Below are 21,482 nucleotides of genomic sequence, written 5' to 3' on the forward strand. Positions count from 1 at the left end.
ATAATTAGTGACCTTTGATAACATTATAATTAGCTTTAGCGAGTTGTAATAGAATTTTATGTCTTAGTAAGGTGTTTTCGTTTTCGTACAAATTTGTGAGTTCTGTAGTGTATGCAGAAGAGGTGATTACACCATTGCTCAGCTGTGAGCTAGCGGTTTTTAACACAGCTTTTCTAAGTTTGATAATTTCTAAATCCGAAGCAATAAAAGACTCAATCTTATCAATTTCTTTTTGTTGCTTATACAGTTCAACACTTGTGTTTAATTTAAAAATTTCAGCTTCATTTTCTACGAAATCTTTGTTGATGGCTAAAGACTCACGTTGTTTTTTAGTGGTATCCCAATCAAAAAGATTCCATTTAAGTGTGAGGCCTACCGTGTAAAATGCTTGAAATGAATTATCGAGCATGTTGAGCCCGGGGTTTCCGTATCCACCTGTTGCAAAACCGAATAATTTTGGTGCGTTTTGTTTAGAGATTAAAGTTTCATTGCTTTCAATTTCTTCTTTTTTTAACTGAAACAAATCTAATTCTGGTCTGTTTAGCTCCTTATGTAAGGCAAGTGATACCTGAGGTTTTTGAAAGAGCGTATCTGGCTCAAGCGCAATTCCTAGAAGGCTAGAAAGGGTTTTTATTAAAGTCATTTTAGTAGCTTCTAAACTGGTTAGTTGCTGGTTTGACTGTAAGAGCTCGGCCTCTAAGATTTTATCTGACGAAGGCAAGATAATCCCTTGAGAAATTCCTGATTTTACTTCTTTAAGCTTTGCTCTTAGCTGTACTTGCTTTGCAGCTATCAGTAGTTTGGATTCCTGAGTTAAGAGTATAGAGAAATACAACTGATTAATTTGCTGTTTTAATTGATACAGGTTAATTTCAACTTGTTTTTGCTTTGTTTTAAGCTGAGCTAATTTTACCAGCGTAGATGCCTCTGCAATTTTTCCGTTATAGATGAGTTGATTTACAGAGAGCGTTGCACGGTACTGGTCTTTGTTAAGAGGCGTAACACCCACATTAGGTATAGGAATTTCAACAACATCAGATTGATAAGTAGCTTGAGCATTTACACTAAACTGAGGCAATTTAGTCTTGCTAATGATTTCTGTATCTAATTTATTTTGGGATGCGAGTAAATGGCTTTGTTTGGACAATGGATAATTCTTAGCAGCCAAATTATAACAAGCTTCTATTGTGATGCTTTGTTGAGCAGTGCTTGGAAGGGCTAATAAGACGAAAAAAAATAAGAATATACGTTTCATGTTAGCTATTTTTAATGGCATTGATAATAAAATTGGCAACTTCTGTTTTTCGATCTTCCATGAGTTGTTTGTAAGCAGATTCATCAACATTTGTAAATGCTTTAATGAGAGGTTTAGCAACAAAAGGAAAAATGTTTAAAGCCATGATATTAATAAACAGTTGTTCTGCACTAATAGGTTTGATTAAACCGTTGCTTACTTCAACATCAACCTGTTTTTTAAATTTCTCTAAATTTGGAAATCCTGTATTCTTTTTTAGTTTTAAAATAAAATCTTCATTTCTATTTAGTTCTTGAATGATAAAACTAGGCAAGTAGGGGTGCTTAATTATAAAGGGAATATAGTTGGCTGTAAAGTTTTTTATTTTGTCTTCTATGCTAGAATCATCATTTAAAACCGTGTTTAATTGAGGGGCTAGTAAAGAAAATGCATTTTTAAAAACAGCCTCAAAAAGCAGTTGTTTGCTTCTGTAGTAATAATGTAGCATGGCTTTGTTTATCCCTGCATTATCTGCTATTTCCTGCATCCGTGCACCAACCATCCCTTTTGATTGAAATACGTTTTTAGCGGCTTCTAAAATTTGTTCTTCTGTGTTTTCGTCTCTAGACTTTTTCATTTTAACTACTTAGTTTAACCATTTGGTTAACAAAGATATTAAATATTTTAATATCAGGTTGTTAATTGTGAAAATAATACTGATTAAAATATAAAAAGTTAAAGTTTTCTATTTAAGACTAAAGGATAGGCCCTAAAATCTCCCATACGTTTTTTGCCAATATTTTTTGGCCTTCTACAGTTGGGTGAATCCCATCTGATTGGTTTAAACTAGGAATGCCTCCAACATCTTTTAATAAAAAAGGAACCAAAGAAAGTTTGTTCTTGCTAGCCAATTGAGGAAAGATGGTTTTAAACTCATTGGTGTAATCTTGCCCCATATTAGGAGGGAGCTGCATACCCACAAGCACAATTTTTGTTTGGGGATTTTTTTTACGCACTGCATCTATAATTGCCTGTAAATTTTCTCTAGTTTCTTTTAAAGGAACGCCACGAAGACCATCATTTGCGCCCAATTCTAAGATAAAAACATCTACTTTTTGGTTAAGTACCCAGTTAATTCTGTTTTTTCCACCAGAGGTAGTTTCTCCACTAACTCCAGAATTAATCACGGTGTAGTTTAAGGCTAAAGAATCTATGGTGGCTTGAATAAGGGCAGGGAAGGCGTCATTAATATCATCTAGACCATAACCAGCAGTTAAGCTGTCGCCAAAAAACACTATTTTCTTAGTGCTGCTACTAACTGTAGTTTCGGTTTTGACTACTGTTTTTTCTGTTATCGTTTCTTTTTTAGAACTGTCTGACCCACAAGAAAGTAAGAGAAGTACTCCTAAAAAATAACAAAAGTTTGTAAAAATCTTTCTTGCACTATTCCTGTAGTTTACCAACAATTGTTTATATTTCATTTTTAGCATTTCTAAGAAGTATATATTATAATGAGTAGCATGACAAAGATATTAAAGATACATCAACTAGAGAAAACATACACCAGTGGTTCAAAAAATTTAACAGTACTAAGCGATATTTCTTTCGAGATAGAAAAAGGAAGTATTTTTTCTATCGTCGGTCCTTCTGGAAGTGGTAAAACCACCTTGCTGGGACTTTGTGCCGGATTGGATCATCCATCTTCTGGAAGCATTGATTTGTGCGGTAGTCGTTTGGAAGATTTAGACGAAGATCAACGTGCGCAATTGCGCAATAAAGAAGTGGGGTTTATTTTTCAAAACTTCCAATTGCTGCCTACGCTTACTGCTTTAGAGAATGTCATTGTTCCCTTAGAGTTGCAAGGCGAGAAAAATGCAGCCAAGGCAGGTATGGAACTGCTAGAAAAAGTTGGTTTAGCAGATCGTTTTCATCACTATCCTTCCCAGTTATCTGGTGGAGAACAACAACGAGTAGCTTTGGCTAGAGCTTTTTCTAACAAACCGTCTATCTTATTTGCTGATGAGCCAACAGGTAATTTGGATGAAGAAACCGGAGAAAAAGTTATTCAACTACTCTTTCAATTAAACAAAGAAGCGGGTACCACCTTGGTTATTATTACCCATGATTTAGAATTGGCAAATAGAACGCAGCAAATACTGCGATTAAAAGGAGGGAAGATCATGTCTAACCAAAAAACCAGTTTAGTTTAATGGGGCAATTTTCTTCAAAAACCGCTACCTCTTGGTTGTTTAAAATGGCCTGGCGAGACGGTAAAGCAAGCTTTTCCAGACTGCTGCTTTTTATGGCTTCTATTATTCTAGGGATCGCAGCGGTAGTTTCTATCCAATTGTTTAGTGACAACCTAAAACAAAATATTAAAAATCAATCCAAAGCCCTGATGGGTGCCGATTATATCATCGATAGCAAACAGCTTCCATCAGAAAAAATTCAAGGGATTATAGATTCGCTAGGCGCAGAAGCTTCTGAGGTAAATTTTGTGTCTATGGCGGCCTTTCCTAAGACAGCTAATACCAAGCTAGTTAAAGTAAGAGCCATAGAAGGAAACTTTCCTTTTTATGGAACCTTAGATACAGAGCCAGTAGCTGCAGCCTCAACATATCAGCAATCAGGAGGTGCTCTGGTGGATGCCACTTTAATGTTGCAATTTGATTTACAACCAGGAGATTCTGTCAAATTAGGAAAGCTCACGTTCCCTATCGTTGGCTCTTTAAAATCGATCCCAGGAAGTTCAGCCATTGCTACTTCTGTATCACCATTGGTGTTGATTCCCTATCGTTTTATTGCAGAGACAGCACTCTTACAAGTAGGAAGTAGAAAAGAGTACCAGTACTTTTTTAGAGCACCTGCCAGTATGGATTTAGAACTTTTAGACAAAAAATTAGATCCTATTTTAGATACAGAAAACGCAGATATAGATACGCATACAAGTACCAGTGCGCGTTTGGGTAGAAGTTATGACAATGTGAGTCGCTTTTTAAACTTAGCAGCCTTTATTGCATTGTTATTGGGTTGTGTAGGGATTGCGAGTTCTGTGCACATCTATATCAAAGAAAAATTAAAGAACGTAGCCGTTTTAAAATGTTTGGGCGCTACCAGAAGACAAAGCTTTTTTATCTATCTCATTCAGATTTTAGGAATTGGCTTACTTGGAGGTATTTTAGGTTCGTCCATTGGGGTTGGACTACAATATGCTTTCCCATACATTTTACAAGGGTTTTTGCCATTTGATGTTCAAATTAGCATTACAGTAATGCCTTTGATTATTGGGGTTAGCCTAGGGCTTTTAATGTCTGTTTTGTTTGCCTTGTTGCCTTTGTTGGGTACTTGGTATGTCTCTCCTCTAGAAGTTTTAAGAGGTACCGATGAAAATTTAGTAAAACCGAGGAAGGCAAGAGTTGTTGTCTTTGCAAGCATTTTGCTCTTTGTATTTTTGTTTTCTTTTTGGCTGTTAAAAGATGCTACAAATGGCTTTGTTTTTACCTTAGGAATTCTAGTGACTTTTGCTATCATGGCATTGGTTTCTAGCCTTTTTATGAAAGCCATTAAAAAGTACTTTCCCAGTCATTGGGGATTTACCACTAGACAAAGCTTATTAAACTTATACCGTCCAAACAATCAAACCATGGTCCTAATCTTAGCCATTGGTTTGGGGACTTTTTTAATCAGTACCTTGTATTTTACCAAAGACATCTTATTGGCTAAAACCTCTTTGGAGAACAGCTCCGATACGGCCAATATCATCCTTATGGATGTGCAATCTGATCAAAAAGAAGGGGTCATCAATACCGTGGTGCCAAAAGGCTTAGACTTGATCGATAATATTCCTATTGTTACCATGCGCATGCATCGTATTAAAGGTGATTTGGTGAATGATCTTCGTAATGACAGCACTTCTAGAAGAAGAAATCGTTGGATTTTAAACCATGAATTTAGAGTAACCTATAGAGCAGCATTAACACCTTCAGAAGAACTTTTAGAAGGAGCTTGGACCACAAAAGTAGAAGAAGGAGATCCTATTTTAATTTCTATCGCAGATAATATCGCCAGAGACGCCAATTTAACGATTGGTGATGAAGTGGTCTTTAATGTACAGGGCGTTTTGATGGAAACCAAAGTTGGAAGTATTAGAAAAGTAGACTGGGGGCGAATGCAACTTAATTTTTCTGTTGTATTCCCCGTTGGAGTGCTAGAAAATGCACCACAATTTAACGTATTAACTACCTATGTACCCGATGTGTCTAGCTCTGCTGATTTGCAACGAGACCTGGTTAAAAAGTTTCCAAATATTTCTATCATTGATTTAAGACAGATCTATACGGTGGTCGAAGATATTTTAGATAAGATAGCCTGGATCATCAATTTTATGGCCTTTTTTAGTATCCTAACAGGTATTATTGTGCTTATCGGTTCAGTAAGAAACAGCAAATACCAACGTATAAAAGAAAGTGTATTGCTAAGAACTTTAGGAGCTACCAGCAAACAAATTTTAACAATCACGGCTCTTGAGTATGTGTATTTGGGGGTGTTGGGTAGTCTGGTTGGAATTCTGCTCTCTTTGATCAGTAGTCAATTGTTGGCAGTGTTCTTATTTAAAGAGCCTTTTGTTCCATCAGCGGTACCGTTTTTAATCTTTTTACCAGGAATAACACTCTTGGTATTGCTCATCGGTTTAAGCAATATTAGAACGGTGCTAAAAAGCCCGCCTTTAGAGGTTTTACGAAAGGAAGTTTAAATTTTCAGTAAAAAATGAACCATCGTCAAACAAGAATTTGATTTAAGTGGGATTCCTTGTAAAACTGTGGTTATCTTTGCAAAAAAAAATAGTTTATGTCACAGCAGTTTTCAGATTTAGGAATTCAAGAGCAATTTCAACAAAGTTTAGCCGATTTACAAATTTCTACACCTACAGAAATTCAAAGAAAGGCCATTCCTGTTGTTCTAAATCAAAAAGAAGACCTTGTTGTTTTGGCAAAAACAGGCTCGGGTAAAACAGCCGCTTTTGGTTTGCCATTGCTTCAGTTGATTGCTGTAGAAAACACCAGTGTACAAGCTTTAATTTTAGCGCCAACCAGAGAGCTAGGTCAGCAGATTTATAAAAATTTACTTTCTTTTGCTACCAATAGCCCAGAAATATCCATTGCCTCTTTATGTGGTGGAACTCCTATAAAACCGCAGATTGAAGCCTTAAAAAGCAGTACTCATATTGTGGTAGCAACACCAGGCCGTTTGGTCGATCTGATAAAAAGAGAAGCTATTAATTTAAAAGACTTGTCGTATTTGGTGTTGGATGAAGCTGATGAAATGGTGAGTGCTTTAAAAGAAGAAGTAGATCTTATTATCAAAGAAATTCCAAAAAAGAGGAGAACCTTATTGTTTACAGCGACGATGCCTGGAGCGATTAAGCAATTGATTCAGAATTATATGTCAAAACATGTGTTGCAAATAGAAGCAGACATGGGTACTATGGGGCACCAAGGAATAGATCATCAATATGTGGTGGTTGAGCCGATTGAAAAACTAGAAGTGTTGCTTCATTTTTTAAACAGTAAAATCGGAGAACGAGGTATCATCTTTTGTAAAACCAAAGCAGCAGTCAATAAATTGGCTAAAAATCTAGCCATCAATAAATTTTCTTCTGGTGCTATCCACGGAAGCTTAACTCAAGGCATTAGAGACAGAATTATGGAGCAGTTTAGAGCTGGATATATTGATATACTTGTCGCCACTGATTTAGCAGCTCGTGGAATTGATGTCAAAGAAGTTTCTTATGTAGTAAATTACCATTTACCAGACACGTATGACGCCTATGTGCACAGAAGTGGAAGAACCGCAAGGGCAGGAGCCAAGGGACTTTCTTTAACTATTTTACAAGAAGAGGAAGTAGTTGATATTGCTGATTTTGAAAAAGAATTAGGCATTGTTTTTAAGAAATATAAAAAAGCAGATGCGCAAAGTATTGCAGAAAATAACGGTCTTTTATGGGCGAAAAAAATCTTTAAAACCAAACCAAATAGAGAGGTTTCTGAAGACTTTAAAGCCAAGATAAAAACCATCTTTCACCATTTAACCAAAGAAGAATTGGTAGATAAAATATTGGCTAATTATTTAGAGCAAACCAAAGAGATTTCAAAGCCTACCGATTCTAAAAAATAAGAAGGTGTTAGCCTAACAAACCATTTACATTTATTTTATACAGTTTTCCAAAGGGTACTCTGCATTATCAATATTGCTACGCTTTTATGTCTGTCTTTTTTTTTTATTCAGTTGCAAAAATTGATTTTGTATATTAGTGCAGTTAAATATTAAAAATAAGGCACTTCTTTGTTGTGAAAAAGACAAGTTCTGAGTGGATTATTTAAGTCAAAAAGACTGCGTATATTTGGCCGAAAATAAAACACATTTGATTTGGTATAACTACAAGAATTACAGTTCTTTGCCGATTCAAAAAATTGACTATAAATGGATAACTTACTAACCTTTGCAATTACAGTTTTTACTGGGTTCTTCGCCATTACCAACCCCATCTCAAACATGACTGTTTTTGTGTCTTTAACACAGGGTGCAGATAAAATAACGAAGAATGCCATTAATAAAAAATCCAATTTTATCGCGTTTATCATCGTGACTGTTTTTATTCTTTTGGGTAAGTATATTTTTGAACTGTTTAATATTAGTATTCCCGCATTTAAAATTACTGGTGGAATCTTAATCTTTTTTATCGGTTTTGATATGCTTCAATCCAAACAATCTAATGTAAAAACACTGGATCATGTGCATGTAGATGAAGACATTGCCGTTTCTCCTTTGGCGATTCCTATTTTAGCTGGTCCTGGAACCATAGTAACAGCAATGAACTTTGTGGCTAACGTAGAGACCATACAAATCTTTATGGTTATTGCTATTTTTGGGACCATGAGTTTGATAACCTTTTTTACTTTTAAACTAAGTGACCATATTGTAAGAATTGTAGGGCGTAATGTAATTTCTGTAATCGGTAAAATTATGGGATTGATAATCGCAATTATCGGTACAGGGATGATTATCCAGGGGATTAAAATCTCTTTTGATTTGATCGCCAGTTAATTGTATCAACAGCTCAAGACAATATTAGACCAAGTAGTTTGTCAATTCTTGTTGGGGTATCAGTATCTTTACCAAAATTAATTTTTCCATCAATTATTTACAGCGTTATCGCTTATCCTATGCCAGAAGAACCTAAGAAGCTGGAACACTCTCGAGTAATTTCATCAGAAGAAATAGATGCATGTATTTCTGTATTAGAACAATTTGTAACTGATACCAATCAATTATTTGAACTTCCAGAAGCACAGCGTGTAGCTATCTTAAAAGTTGCAGGAGCCTTATCTAGGCCTAATCGCGATGAATTTCAACGAAGAAGAAAGGATGCTAAAAAAGCGGCAAAACGTAAAATGATTGCCAAAGATACACACGCAAGAAAATCAACCGGGATCAGGTCTGCACGTGAATCAGCCTTGTTTGTTGCCCCAAAATTATTGGCACCTGCAGAAACCACCAAAGACACCTTGGTTTTAGAATCTCCAAGAAACTGTTATGTGTGTAAAGCGGTATTTACAAAATTGCATCATTTTTACGATACCATGTGTAGCTCATGTGGCGATCTAAACTATGCAAAACGTTTTCAAACTACTGATTTAAAAGGGCAGGTTGCGGTAATTACCGGTTCTCGATTAAAAATTGGCTATCACAGTACCTTAATGTTATTGCGTTCTGGAGCAACCGTAGTTGCTACAACGCGTTTCCCTGCAGATTCTGCCATTCGTTTTGCAAAAGAAGACGATTATAAAGAGTGGTCTCATCGTCTGCACATCCACGGATTGGATTTGCGACACATTCCTAGTGTAGAAATTTTCTGTAATTATATTGAGCAAAAGTACGATCGTCTAGATATTCTAATTAACAATGCAGCCCAGACCGTACGAAGACCTTCAGGTTTTTATGCCCATTTAATGGAGAATGAGAAAAAACCGATGAGTGAGCTTCCTGTTTTGGCGCAGACCTTATTAAAAGACCATCACCACTGTTTGCAAGAGCTTTCAGAGCTAAGCAGCAGTACTCAGAAAACCAATAAAAACAATGTATTACCAGTAACTTGGCATGGACCTGAACCAGGAATCGGGTTGCGAAACTCTGCAGCACTTTCTCAGATTCCGTATAGCTTTGACAATTCATTACAAACTGCCGAAGTATTTCCAGAAGGCAAATTAGATGTTGATTTACAGCAGGTAGATCTGCGTAAAACCAACAGTTGGCGTTTAAAATTAGGCGAAATTGAAACCACAGAGATGGTGGAAGTTCAATTGGTAAATGCCGTAGCTCCTTTTGTGCTGTGTAATCGCTTGTCTAATTTAATGATGAAAGAAAATACGGGTAAAAAACACATCATTAACGTATCTGCAATGGAAGGTAAGTTTCATCGCTTTAAAAAAGCAGACCGACATCCGCATACAAATATGGCAAAAGCCGCCTTAAACATGCTTACACATACTTCTGCAGCAACCTTTGCAAAGTCTGGGATCTATATGAATGCGGTAGATACAGGTTGGGTAACTGATGAAGATCCAGCAGAACTGTCTAAGAAAAAAGTTGAGATTCACGATTTTCAACCACCACTAGACATTGTAGACGGTGCCGCTAGAGTTATGGACCCATTAATTGATGGAATCAATACCGGTAAACACTGGTCTGGAAAGTTCTTAAAAGATTATTTTCCAATTGATTGGTAGTAGTTGTTAAACTTCTAAACCCTTAATAATATCCTGTTCTCGACTCCGCTCGAACACCGTTAAGAATGATAGTAAGAGATACTGAATGATAAGGTCTTCAAGCGGAGTCGAGAAGCACTACTCAAGTTTAAAAACGTACACAATTCCTTTACCTAAACTCTAAAACTCACGTCAGCCTTCGTCATAGAATCTGGAGGCGAGTGTCTTCTGTTTGAAAACCACGTAAAATGAAATACTGTCTGAGTGACTGTTAGGGAGCGAAATCGAAGATTCGTGAATTCCAATTAAAGGAAATAGATAACTACGAACAATTTATTTCATTTAGTGATTGAGAACTAGAAAGACCGTTGAAGATTCAAGACTAGATTTTTTTGGTTCTTTTTTTAGAAATGAAAAAAAGAACAAATAAAAGAGCTATCTAGATTATCTTTTGTTCTCGACTCCGCTAGAACACCGTTACGAATGATAGTAAGAGATACTGAATGTTAGGGTCTTCGAGCGGAGTCGAGAAGCGCTGCTCTAGTTTAAAACCGTAAACATTTCCTCCAACTAAAAACTTAAGCTCACGTCAGTAATTGTCATAGAATCTGCAGGCGAGCGTCAATGACTTGAAACGAGCGTAAAAAGAAAAGCTGTTTGAGCGACCGATAGGGAGCGAAATCGAAGATTCGTGAGTTCCAATTAAAGGAAATAGAAAACTACGAACAATTTTTTTCTTTTAGTGAGTGAGAGTACAATTGACCGTTGAAGATTCAAGACTAGATTTTTTTGGTTCTTTTTTTAGCAATGAAAAAAAGAACAAATAAAAGAGCTATCGAGTTTATCTTTTGTTCTCGACTCCGCTCGTACACCGTTAAGAATGTTGCAGGAAACTCTTTAGCAATGGTCTTCGAGCGGAGTCGAGAAGCACTGCTCAAGTTTAAAACCATACACAATTACTCCAACTAAAAACTTAAGCTCACGTCAGTAATCGTCATAGAATCTGGAGGCGAGCGTCAATGACTTGAAACGAGCGTAAAAAGAAAAGCTGTTTGACACTGAACGTAGAGAAGTGAAATAGAAGATTCGTGAGTTCAAATTAAAGGAAATAGAAAACTACGAACAATTTTTTTCTTTTAGTGAGTGAGAGTACAATTGACCGTTGAAGATTCAAGACTAGATTTTTTTGGTTCCTTTTTTTATCAATGAAAAAAAGGAACAAATCAATTTTGAAAGCAGAAACTTTAACTTACATAATGTTTTTCTAAACGGTGCAGTATCATCCTTCTTACTGTAGACAGTTTTTAGCAATGAAAATAAGAACAAATAAAAGAGCTATCTAGATTATCTTTTGTTCTCGACTCCGTTCGAACACCGTTAAGAATAATAGTAAGAGATACTGAATGATAGGGTCTTCGAGCGGAGTCGAGAAGCGCTACTCAAGTTTAAAAACGTGTATAATTACTTTAACTAAAAACTCAATCCCACGCCAGTTCCCGTCATAGAATCTGCAGGCGAGCGTCTTCTGTTTGAAAATCACGTAAAATGAAATGCTGTCTGAGTGACCGATAGGAAGCGAAATCGAAGATTCGTGAGTTCCAATTAAAGGAAATAGAAAACTACTAACAATTTATTTCATTTAGTGATTGAGAACTAGAAAGACCGTTGAAGATTCAAGACTAGATTTTTTTGGTTCTTTCCTGCCTGCCGATTTCCTGCCGGAGGCATGGCAGGCAGGTTTTAGCGATGAAAAAAAGAACAAATAAAAGAGCTATCTAGATTATCTTTTGTTCACGACTCCGCTCGAACACGGTTACGAATGATAGTAAGGGATACTGAACGATAAGGTCTTCGAGCGGAGTCGAGAAGCACTACTCAAGTTTAAAACCGTACACATTTCCTTTACTTAAACTCTAAAACCCAAACCACAATCTTAATAAAATCAAGTTCTTGAGATTCATGAGCAACTATGTATCAAATAGGGTTGGAGCGAGTAAATAGTTTTTATGTGATGAAGGAGGAGGGGAGTGATTATAAATTAAATAACATTCTTACAATTACGGTTTTACCTCAAATATATTCCTACAAAATTCACTATATTTAAACTCTCCTTAATTGCAAATTATTAATAGTAAGTCTGTTGAACAAACTTTGTATGCGTAATATTATTCTATGGAGTTAAAAGAAAAGTTTAAGAAATATTTGAAAGATATGAGTAAATCGAAAAATAATGATTCCATAGATTTTCAATTTATTTCTGAAAAACCAAAGGATGGTAAACTCTTATTTGGACACGAAGAAATTGTTAGCACTTTAGAAAAAGTTGTTTTAAAAAGTCCAGAATCTTTTACAATTGGTCTCTATGGAGATTGGGGTTCGGGAAAAAGTTCCATTGCTGAAACCTTGCAGAGCAAATTAAAAACAAAAAATATCCCATTAATAATTTTTGATGTATGGAAACATGAAGGAGATGCATTAAGAAGAACTTTTTTAAAGGATATTGATAAAAAATTATCTAGTGATTATTTCGGTAAGAACTATTATAAAAAAGGATTTGAATTAGAGAAAAACTTAGAGTATGAAATTAATGTAGAAACTAAAGATGGCTATGAATTCAAAGGAAAGAAGTTTTTAAAGAATATGCTTGTAATAGTATTATTCGTGATAATTCCTTTGATTCTTGTATTTAGTGGATTTTTAGGAATTGGTAATTTGCTTGAAATTGAAGATTTTTCTTTTGATAGCCTATTTGATAAACTGGTTAAAATTATTGGAGGATTAACAATCCCAGTAGTTTTTTGGTTTAAGTATTCTAATTCTTTTATTGTAGAAAAGAAAACAGTAATAAGAAAGTCAAAAATTAAGGATCCTATTGAATTTGAAAAATCATTCAATAGAATATTAGACAATCTCTCGGATAAAGTAGAAAAAATTGTAGTAGTTTTCGATAATTTGGATAGAGTAAGTGGATCAAAAGCTGTTGAAATTATTTCAACAATTAAAACATTCTTAGAGCCTGTAGATAAAGAAAATAAGAAAGACGTTGTTTTTATTATCCCTTGCGATGCAGTCGCAATTAAAAAACATTTAGCAAATGTTTTTACAGTTAAAGACACTCAATATGCTGACGAATTTTTAAGAAAGTTTTTTAACACTATTATTTGGATTCCCCAATTTTATGATACAGAGTTGCAAAAACTTGCACATTATAAATTAAAAGAAACCAATATAAAAGATTTAAACAATTTAAATCTTGCGGCATTAATTATTTTAGTTTTTGACCAAAACCCTAGACAAATTATTCAATTCATTAACATTTTGCTTGCAAATTATTTATTGCTCAATGAAAGAAATATTTCAGGTTTTCAATTAGAAAAAAATGTTACGCAACTAGCGAAATATTTATTATTGATTCAAAAATTTCCAAGTGTCATGGAAATATTCAAGAAAGAAATGATTTATGATTTAGAAGAAGATGTTAGTGAAATAATAAATAATAAAAACTATAAAATTGATAATGATTTATTTGATGACTTTAATGAGTTTAGAGATTTAACTAGCCAATGGCATATTGAATCTCTAGATTTGTTTTTCAAATTTAGGCTTACTGAATTTGAGGCTGCTTTTGAGAATAGTACTAGATTAATTGGGCTCTTACAATCTAATAGGATTGGTGACATCTTTACAAGTACATCTGAAAAAGAAAAAAACGAAAAAGAGTATTTAGATTCTTTAGGTATAAAGGAAAAAACCAGAGAATTAAGCAATATTGTCAAGCAAAAGATAATGAATAACAATTATCCTTTAATTGTTACGCAATTTATTAATGGTCTTTTAGAATTAACTAAACACTATAAAATAGAATTAAATGATGATGCTTATCGAGAAATATATAACAGGCTAAGAAAATCAAATTTTAAGGAAGAATTATATAGAATAGATTTGAATAACATACTTAGTGAATGTATTGATAAAATTGAGGATGAAAAACTAAAAAATAATTTTTTATCTATGGCTAAAAAACAATGGATTAGTGATTTTACTAATTATCATAAAAGTGAAAATAATGAAGAAGAATAAAAACCCTTTAATGGATTCCTTTATTGATGATATTTTGAATATTCTCTTAGACGAGAACAAGTCTAGTTTATTCAATGAAAAAGATCTAGTTGGAGTAAAAACAGTAATGGCTGATTCTTACTATAATAATCAACAAGTTCTTGTGAAAATTTCAAATAATGAATCATTTAGAACAAAATTTGGATCATCAAAATTAATTTTTAATTTAATTGAAGATCTAATTCAGAGTGATAATGAGGAAATTGATTTAGTTAATTTAATTGACAAACTAAAAGTTATTAACCAATTTGAAGTTAACTTTTTTAATAATATTATTTATGGCACTTCTTTAAAGTTTATTTTGGAATTAATAAAAAAGATAAAACCAAAATATAATCAAATAACAGGCAAGGAGGGAAGTAAATTATATGAAGAATTATTTCCTATTCTTTATAAATTTTATAAAGTTATCATAGAAGAAATAAAAATAAACTCAAGCAATCAAGCTACTTTTCAACAATTATATAATGAAATAAAAGCTGCATTTGTTGAACAGAATTATAAAAATGCATTAACCTATTTTAGATACTATTATTTATTTTCAAATAATTTAAAAAACAATATCATTAATTTTAATGATATAATAAACTCCATATCCCAATATTTAAATAGTAGTCAAACTCCTGATAACATTAAGAAAACAATATCAACATTTACTAGTGTTAAACTACTATTAGAAAATTTGACTTATCGAGATGTTATTTTTAATCGAGCAAAAACTCAACATGATTTTGCAAAAGAATTTTACTTGGATTTTGATAAACAAAAACAACAAGAATTAATTGAGCAATGGGTACCTCTTAATGGTAGTAAAGATTTTAAAATATTTGAAGATATTCTCGAAAATATTAAGTTTAAAGTACCAGAACCAAAAAAATTAGCAATCAAATTACTAAATAGTACTGGGAGATCAAATTTATTGGCAGAAAAGGAAAAACTGTATAATTTATTTTTCAAAATAAATTTATCTAAAGAATTTGATTACTCAACTTATTCTCAACAAATTATTACAAATATCTGTTCAACAAATATTGATTATCATAATTTAGGTATGAAGCAATTAGAAGTTAATAGAAATCGAATTATTGAATTTGATTTAAAAACAAATTGTGAAAAAGCATTAATAACTAATTTTTTACCAAATGTTACTCAATATCATCAGCAAATTGCAAACTTGTTAAATATTGGTATAGGTATGAAAAAAGTATTAAACGATACCATTAGAGACAATCCAAATATTAGAAATATCATTGTTAATTATCTAATGACAGCTGGAAGTAATACATTCTTTTCTGTTCTCAAGCCTAACTTATTTAAAACTAATTATTTATTAATATCTAAACAGTTTTTAAATAATGCAGCTACCCAATTGAGGAATAATAAAGGGTTAATAAATAATTATAAAAGTATATTAATAATGCAACTATCTAAATATTTTAAAGATTTAGAATTAGAATTTATAAATTTGGTTGAAAGTTATAATCTAAATTTAAATCAAGAGAAGGATCAAATAATTGTAGATATTGAAGATATATTAAGTGATTAATTTCATATTATTATGTAAAACAGAATCTCAATATTTTACATAACCTCATAAAACTTTAGTAAAACAATAGCCTATTTTAAATAATAACATAAAAATCCAAATCCCTGAGAATCGCGTATTTCATTTTTTTATGGGTTATGGTTCAAATACTGCAAAGAAATGCAGCTAGTGAAATCTTGCTAAATAGTTGTTTTTTTGAATACTGACTCTAAATTAGTGTTTAGATAAAAATCCTAAAGGAAATCTAATGCTGGCGCAATATATATGTATTAGTTATTTCTAAGATTTTTTTGACATTCTGTTTCAAATTGAATCCAGATCAATTCCTAAAGGAAATCTAATGCTTCGCATTATTTATGAGTTCGTTTTTTAATTGTAGAATGTTTTCGTTTTCAAACTTAACCGTAAAATAGCTTTAACATAATAACGAACGATATAATTCAAACGCTCACGCGTTTATTATATCTGTTATTATGTGTAAATACAGCGCTTTGCGCTTGTATACGCTATTTTGCTGCGTTTATAATAACGCCCTATAATTTACATTATGTAAAATAGAGTTTTTTAGAATGGATGATGTGGGTTGGTTGTTTGAGTAGCTACAACTACTCTCCAAACAAATAAGTCAGTTGAAGGAAATTAAAAAATTGTGTTTATTTCTATTACAAGAATTTTAGTCTACCAAGCTAATTCGAACTTTCTTCTTTTTCAATCGGCTGTTGTTTAGCGTGTTCACCAAATCATCTGCTCTGCTAATTGGAACGGCTACAAAGGCACAATCTTGTTTAAGTTCTATGATTCCGAGTTCTTCTTTTTTCAAACCGCCTTGTTTACAAAACAATCCTGCTAGATCTCCCTTAGAGATTTTGTCTTTACGACCTCCAGAAACAAACAGTGTTTCCCAATACGGAGCGATTGTCTTGGCTTTTTTGCCAACTTTTTCTTTCGGATTTTGTTTGATAAAGTCTGGTAAATGTTCTTTTTCCCATTGTAAAATATAGGCTGTACCAGTTTCATGAACTCGTGCAGTACGCCCATTTCTGTGGGTAAAATCTTCTACAGCTTGTGGCAATTCATAATGGATAATAAACTGAATCTCAGGAATATCGATCCCTCTAGAAGCCAAGTCTGTAGCGATCAGCAATTGACTGGTTCCGTTTCTAAATTTTATTAGAGAACGCTCGCGATCATGCTGCTCCATACCTCCATTAAAACAAGAGTGTTTAATGTTGTTCTTGGTTAAAAAAGTACTGATTTGCTGTATGCTGTCCTTTAAATTACAAAACACAATACCGGGTTGATTTCCAATATGTTGCACCAGTTGTAATAAGGTTTCGTTTTTGTTTTTTGTAGGAGAAATCACCGTTTTTATACTTAGGTTGGCGTTCTTCTTAGCACTTAAATAATTGATTATTTTAGGCTCCTGCATGTTTACAAAACTAGGAATCTCCACGCCTTGAGTGGCTGATGTTAAAACGCGTTTCTTTAATGCTGGTAACTGATTAAGGATGGCTCTCATTTCATATTCAAAGCCCACCTCTAATGATTTGTCAAACTCGTCCAAGATTAAAGTCTTAATATGGTTTTTAGCAAAGCGATCGTTGCTAAAGTGATCAGCGATTCTTCCTGGAGTTCCAATTAAAATAGACGGCAAATGTTTCAATTCTATTTTGTCCTTAGACATAGGTCTACCTCCGTACACTGCATTGACCTTAAAGCCAGTTCCCATACTTCTAATCACCTGCTCTATTTGGATAGCCAATTCTCTAGAAGGCACCAAAATAAGCGCTTGAATTTCATCGTTATTTTCATCCAGTGTTTCTAATAATGGCAACACAAAGGCCAAGGTTTTCCCTGTTCCTGTTGGTGATAATAAAATGGTGTTTGGGTGCTTTGCAATGGTGGCTATTGCCTGTTCTTGCATTGCATTTAATGCAAAAATATTTAATTTTTCAAGTATATCTTGTTGATTTTTAATCGTATTTGCCATGGTAGGATGTCTATTAAAATCCTATAAAACCCAGTTAAACCTAAGGCAATGAGGACTGACTGCAAAGGTACTAAATATTAAGGTTGTACAGCGCTGCTTATTTCTTTTTTACCAATTGATATTCCTTTTGATAAAAATCCATAATTGGCTGAAACGGACCAAATTGATGTTGTTTCTGACTAAAAGAATCTACCCAAGGACCGTAAGGCGTTGAAACGGGTTTTAATTTCTTGTCAGGAAAATCAGCAGTTTTATTGCTTTTTTCTGGTCTTGTAAAGGTGTTGATATAAGCTGCAAGATGATAGGCCTCAGTATCGCTTAACTGCGGAGCATCATAAGTAGCGCCAAAAGGCATATTTGCTTTTAAAAATTCTGCTGCTGTAATTACCCGATGCATTCCGGCACCATCATTATAGGTGTCATGACCTCCCAGTGGTGGATATAAATAGCCTGCTAGCCCCTCACCTTTTGGAATTCCCTCTCCGTTTGTTTGGTGACAAACCGTACATTTTTTGGTGTAAAGTTGTTTTCCTATGCTTGGATCTGCTGCTTCGTTAGGGAGCTTTATAGAAACATAGCCCTTGTATTTTTTCTCGATATCTTCTGGAACATCTTGGCTTAGCCAATCCATATAGGCTATCATGGCTTGCATTTCTTTAGCGTCTTCAGACATGGTGCGTCCATTCATACTGCGCTCTAAACATCCATTTATTCGCTCTTCTAAGTTGCCTATTTTGTTTTCCCTACCTCGAAACTGTGGAAAGCGATTGGATACTCCCACAAAAGAGCCCGATCCAATTTTACGCCCAGCATCTAAGTGACAGTTGTTGCATGCTAGATTATTGCCTGCATATCTCAGCGAGGCATCTTTAGCCCTGGGGCCGATAAGTTCTGCTGTATTGATAATGAGCTCATAGCCATACCTAATCTTAGCTCCTGCTTGGTCTTTAGGGATTTCTGCAAGCGATTTTAAACTCCAAGAAGTAGCAATGGTTGATTCTGTACTTTCAATGGGCAATGGAGCCTTGGTATTGTTATAAGCAGATAAAATCATCCAATTAACAAGGGTAAAAATAACGAGTACCCCAATAAAGACATAGAGCCTCCTTGTTAATAGTTGTATTTGCTTTGCTTTTTCTTCCATTTTACATCAAAAAGATCATTGTTTAGGCAACACTTGCATCAATATAGCTAATGTTGTTTTCTGCGAGACGTCCTAAGGCCCAAACACCTGATGGTGCTGGATAAATCCCTGGTAAGATTCCCGCAACAATTTCCTTGTAAACGTCATCAGCATCCAAGTTCATTTTTTTAGCCACATAGGCTGATGTTGATTGCAAGGCCATATCACAAACACAAAAGACAGCGCCTTTTTCTTGCAGTCCTTTAATGCCAGTAAAACCTTTTCTTCCTATAAAATTATCTGGTATATCGTAATAAGGATTGTTTGTAATGACTTTTTTAGTTTTTGGATCTTTCAATTTGGTTCTCTCTCCTAGCCTAAACTTTTTAATAGTTTCATCATTCAATGCAAAAATAATTCCTCCGTGTCTAAGCACAACTAATACGCCTAATTTGTTTTCTGGAGTACCTGTATCCTTATTGGTTTTAAAATACACATTTGACCAAATAAACCCATAAGGAATGGCCTGAGAAGTATCAAAAGCAACAGGGTGCTCCTTTTTTCCTACTTGTTTAATAACTAAATCTAATGAAGGTTCTTTTCCTGTTTTTAAAGATTCATTTTTAACACTTGCTTTAAGCGATTCTGGAAACAAAGCCAGTCCGCCTGCTAAAAATCCTGCACCAAGTTTTGTTATAAAACTTCTTCTTGAGTTTGTATTGTTAACTTTCATATTGGGTATTTGAATGGTTATTTTTTCGCAAAGAAAGATACAACATTTTCTTTGTTGACTTAAGGGATTGTTGTGTTTGTAGGTGTTAGAAAAAAACGTTTCAATAAAAAAAGAAGCTTTTTTAAGGTTGATAGACAAAGAGCTCCTCCTCTATTTCTGCTGCTTGTAAGCTTTCTAGATACTTAAAATGATTCTTTTCATAAAAGTTTCGCAAACCTTTTTCTTCTGTCGTTAGCCAAAATCCCTGTTTGGGAAACTGCTGCAATACAGCCTGAATCCATTGAGATCCATAGCCTTTGTCACGATGCCTAACAGGAACCCAAACATAAGCTATATACAAATAACCCAAATCAAACCAATGCTGTGCCGTACTCTTAAATATGTCCATTTCTGGAGCTGCAGCTTTAAAAAGGATGCCTCCAGCACAGATGTCATCTTTGTTGCTTAACAACCAAATCTGTGCACCTTTGTTTTTATAAAAATCCCAGTTTGGAACAAGACTTTCTTGCCAATCCAAAGGCAGAAGCTTAAAAAATAATGAAGCTTGTTGAGTGCCGTTTTGTAGTTTCATTTTACAAGAGTCCCCAAGACCAAAGTTTATCAGAGTCTTCTAACCATCGATCACCAATATCAGTTCTATAATATGAGTTGTTTACGATAATCCCCTGTATTCTATTGTACATACTGCGTTGTGCATCTCGCATGGTAATCCCTGTCCCAGTAATGAGCAAGGCAATACCGGTGTCACCAGTAATCAACCACTCATCATTCACTTTTTTTAGATGCATCGGATGTACACCTTCTTTCATGTCTTTTTTAAAGATCACCACTGCATCTTTAGAAAACAGTTCAAAAGTCTTTTTATCATTGTACGGAAACGGTGGAACCACCATAAAAACACCCACTTGAAAACCTTTCTTTACAGCGATTTTAAACTGTTCTCCGCAAGCTAGCTTCCAAAAGAATTGGCCCATTGCCTGAGTAATTCCAGCGCGTTGAATCATTATTTGTGGATAACCAAAACGAGAAGTAAACTCTAAGGGATAAATACCATTGCCATTTACGATGCAATTAACATCAATATGTCCAATATAATTGGTCTTAGCCAAGGTTGGCTCTAGTTTTTTTAGTGTGGCATCAAAAATAGGCGAATCCTGAGTCCAAAACATACTAGACCCCATTTCTCCAGTAGAAACCCCCAACTCTTTTGGGAACAATTTCTTGTGTTCAAAGGTAATATTGATCGGGCGTAAAAACTCTTTGCCATTAAAAAAGGCAGAGGCAGATATCTCGACCCCTTTTACCTTTTTTTGCAGTTGAAAATTCCCAAAATTGTTTCCCCAAGATTTTTCGTAGGCTTTTAAGACTCTAACCACATCCAAGCCTTCATCATCACTCCCAACAAACAGCAATTGTTTTAGTTCTTGAGTCTCTCCACAGGGCTTAATCACATAGGCATCCGGATGCTTTAGTACATAATCAATAGCGTCTTTAAAGTTTGTAAACTCCACAAAAGGCAATACCTTTATTTTGTGCTTTTTTAGTTCTTCTTGACCAAAATTACGATCAATCTCTAGCAGATCGGTGTATACAGAACCCCCTACTACCCTTTTTCCTTGGTTGCGCAATTGCTCGCAGATGGCACCATAGCCTGTATAATCAAAAATAATAAGATCAGCCCAAGCCACATGTTTTTCCCATTGGGTCACCTTGGGCACAAAACCAAAACCGATTTCTTTACAGCCTTTATCTTCTATATACATCTTTAGTTGGCAACCCTCTTGTTGCATAGTGTTGGCAATGTCTAAGGTTTCTCCATATTTAGAAACAAGAAGAATTTTTTTATGAAAAGCCATTGACTTTTTTTGCATACGTACGCGTTAATTTTTATGCAAAATAACATCATAAATTAGAGGTTTAAATCGCTGTATATTTAATAATATCAACAATTATATTCACTGCTTTTTTATTC

At 34.2% G+C, this 21,482-nt stretch carries 15 protein-coding genes; 7 read left to right on the top strand and 8 right to left on the bottom strand.

From position 1 onward, the window contains the following. Nucleotides 1-4 precede the first annotated feature (4 nt). From WHC90_RS01510 to WHC90_RS01520, 3 genes are all read right to left on the bottom strand, one after another. Nucleotides 5-1,255 carry a TolC family protein gene (locus WHC90_RS01510; RefSeq protein ID WP_188598764.1) on the bottom strand — a complete coding sequence of 417 codons (1,251 nt, stop codon included), beginning with the start codon at nt 1,253-1,255 and terminating at the stop codon, nt 5-7. 1 nt (nt 1,256) lies between these two features. Then, nucleotides 1,257-1,871, bottom strand: coding sequence for a TetR/AcrR family transcriptional regulator (locus WHC90_RS01515; RefSeq protein WP_188598763.1), 615 nt, complete (start codon nt 1,869-1,871; stop codon nt 1,257-1,259). Between the two features lie 118 nt (nt 1,872-1,989). After that, the gene (locus tag WHC90_RS01520; RefSeq protein ID WP_188598762.1) at nt 1,990-2,724 is read right to left on the bottom strand and encodes an arylesterase; all 735 of its coding nucleotides are present in this window, start codon (nt 2,722-2,724) and stop codon (nt 1,990-1,992) included. Nucleotides 2,725-2,754: 30 nt separating this feature from the next. Between WHC90_RS01520 and WHC90_RS01525 the strand changes: the two genes are divergently transcribed. From WHC90_RS01525 to WHC90_RS01555, 7 genes are all read left to right on the top strand, one after another. Next, entirely contained in the window at nt 2,755-3,444 is a 690-nt protein-coding gene (locus WHC90_RS01525; protein WP_188598761.1) for an ABC transporter ATP-binding protein, read from the top strand. Between the two features lie 44 nt (nt 3,445-3,488). Beyond that, nucleotides 3,489-5,987, top strand: coding sequence for an ABC transporter permease (locus WHC90_RS01530; RefSeq protein WP_188599268.1), 2,499 nt, complete (start codon nt 3,489-3,491; stop codon nt 5,985-5,987). 95 nt (nt 5,988-6,082) lie between these two features. Next, nucleotides 6,083-7,408: a DEAD/DEAH box helicase gene (locus WHC90_RS01535; RefSeq protein ID WP_188598760.1), complete on the top strand. Its 1,326-nt coding sequence runs from the start codon at nt 6,083-6,085 to the stop codon at nt 7,406-7,408. 306 nt (nt 7,409-7,714) lie between these two features. Further along, nucleotides 7,715-8,338, top strand: coding sequence for a MarC family protein (locus tag WHC90_RS01540; protein WP_188598759.1), 624 nt, complete (start codon nt 7,715-7,717; stop codon nt 8,336-8,338). Nucleotides 8,339-8,457: 119 nt separating this feature from the next. Further along, on the top strand, nt 8,458-10,020 hold the full coding sequence (locus WHC90_RS01545; RefSeq protein ID WP_188599267.1) for an SDR family NAD(P)-dependent oxidoreductase: 1,563 nt from the start codon (nt 8,458-8,460) through the stop codon (nt 10,018-10,020). 2,151 nt (nt 10,021-12,171) lie between these two features. Next, nucleotides 12,172-14,079 (top strand): P-loop NTPase fold protein, encoded by a 1,908-nt coding sequence (locus WHC90_RS01550; RefSeq protein WP_188598758.1) that lies wholly within the window; start codon nt 12,172-12,174, stop codon nt 14,077-14,079. Beyond that, nucleotides 14,066-15,664, top strand: coding sequence for a hypothetical protein (locus WHC90_RS01555; protein ID WP_188598757.1), 1,599 nt, complete (start codon nt 14,066-14,068; stop codon nt 15,662-15,664). The genes WHC90_RS01550 and WHC90_RS01555 overlap by 14 nt, the downstream gene beginning before the upstream one ends. A 673-nt stretch (nt 15,665-16,337) precedes the next feature. Here the strand turns inward: WHC90_RS01555 and WHC90_RS01560 are convergent. The 5 genes from WHC90_RS01560 to WHC90_RS01580 all read right to left on the bottom strand — a co-directional run bounded on the left by WHC90_RS01560 (nt 16,338) and on the right by WHC90_RS01580 (nt 21,381). Then, nucleotides 16,338-17,654 (bottom strand): DEAD/DEAH box helicase, encoded by a 1,317-nt coding sequence (locus WHC90_RS01560; protein ID WP_188598756.1) that lies wholly within the window; start codon nt 17,652-17,654, stop codon nt 16,338-16,340. A gap of 97 nt (nt 17,655-17,751) precedes the next feature. Then, entirely contained in the window at nt 17,752-18,798 is a 1,047-nt protein-coding gene (locus WHC90_RS01565; protein ID WP_229664925.1) for a c-type cytochrome, read from the bottom strand. A gap of 22 nt (nt 18,799-18,820) precedes the next feature. Further along, on the bottom strand, nt 18,821-19,510 hold the full coding sequence (locus tag WHC90_RS01570) for a hypothetical protein (RefSeq protein WP_188598755.1): 690 nt from the start codon (nt 19,508-19,510) through the stop codon (nt 18,821-18,823). Between the two features lie 121 nt (nt 19,511-19,631). Beyond that, nucleotides 19,632-20,081 (bottom strand): GNAT family N-acetyltransferase, encoded by a 450-nt coding sequence (locus WHC90_RS01575; protein ID WP_188598754.1) that lies wholly within the window; start codon nt 20,079-20,081, stop codon nt 19,632-19,634. Between the two features lies 1 nt (nt 20,082). After that, nucleotides 20,083-21,381, bottom strand: a complete 1,299-nt coding sequence (locus WHC90_RS01580; protein ID WP_188598753.1) for a phosphoribosylamine--glycine ligase — start codon at nt 21,379-21,381, stop codon at nt 20,083-20,085. Nucleotides 21,382-21,482 lie beyond the last annotated feature (101 nt).

It is taken from the genome of Polaribacter pacificus (assembly GCF_038024035.1).
GTDB lineage: Bacteria > Bacteroidota > Bacteroidia > Flavobacteriales > Flavobacteriaceae > Polaribacter > Polaribacter pacificus.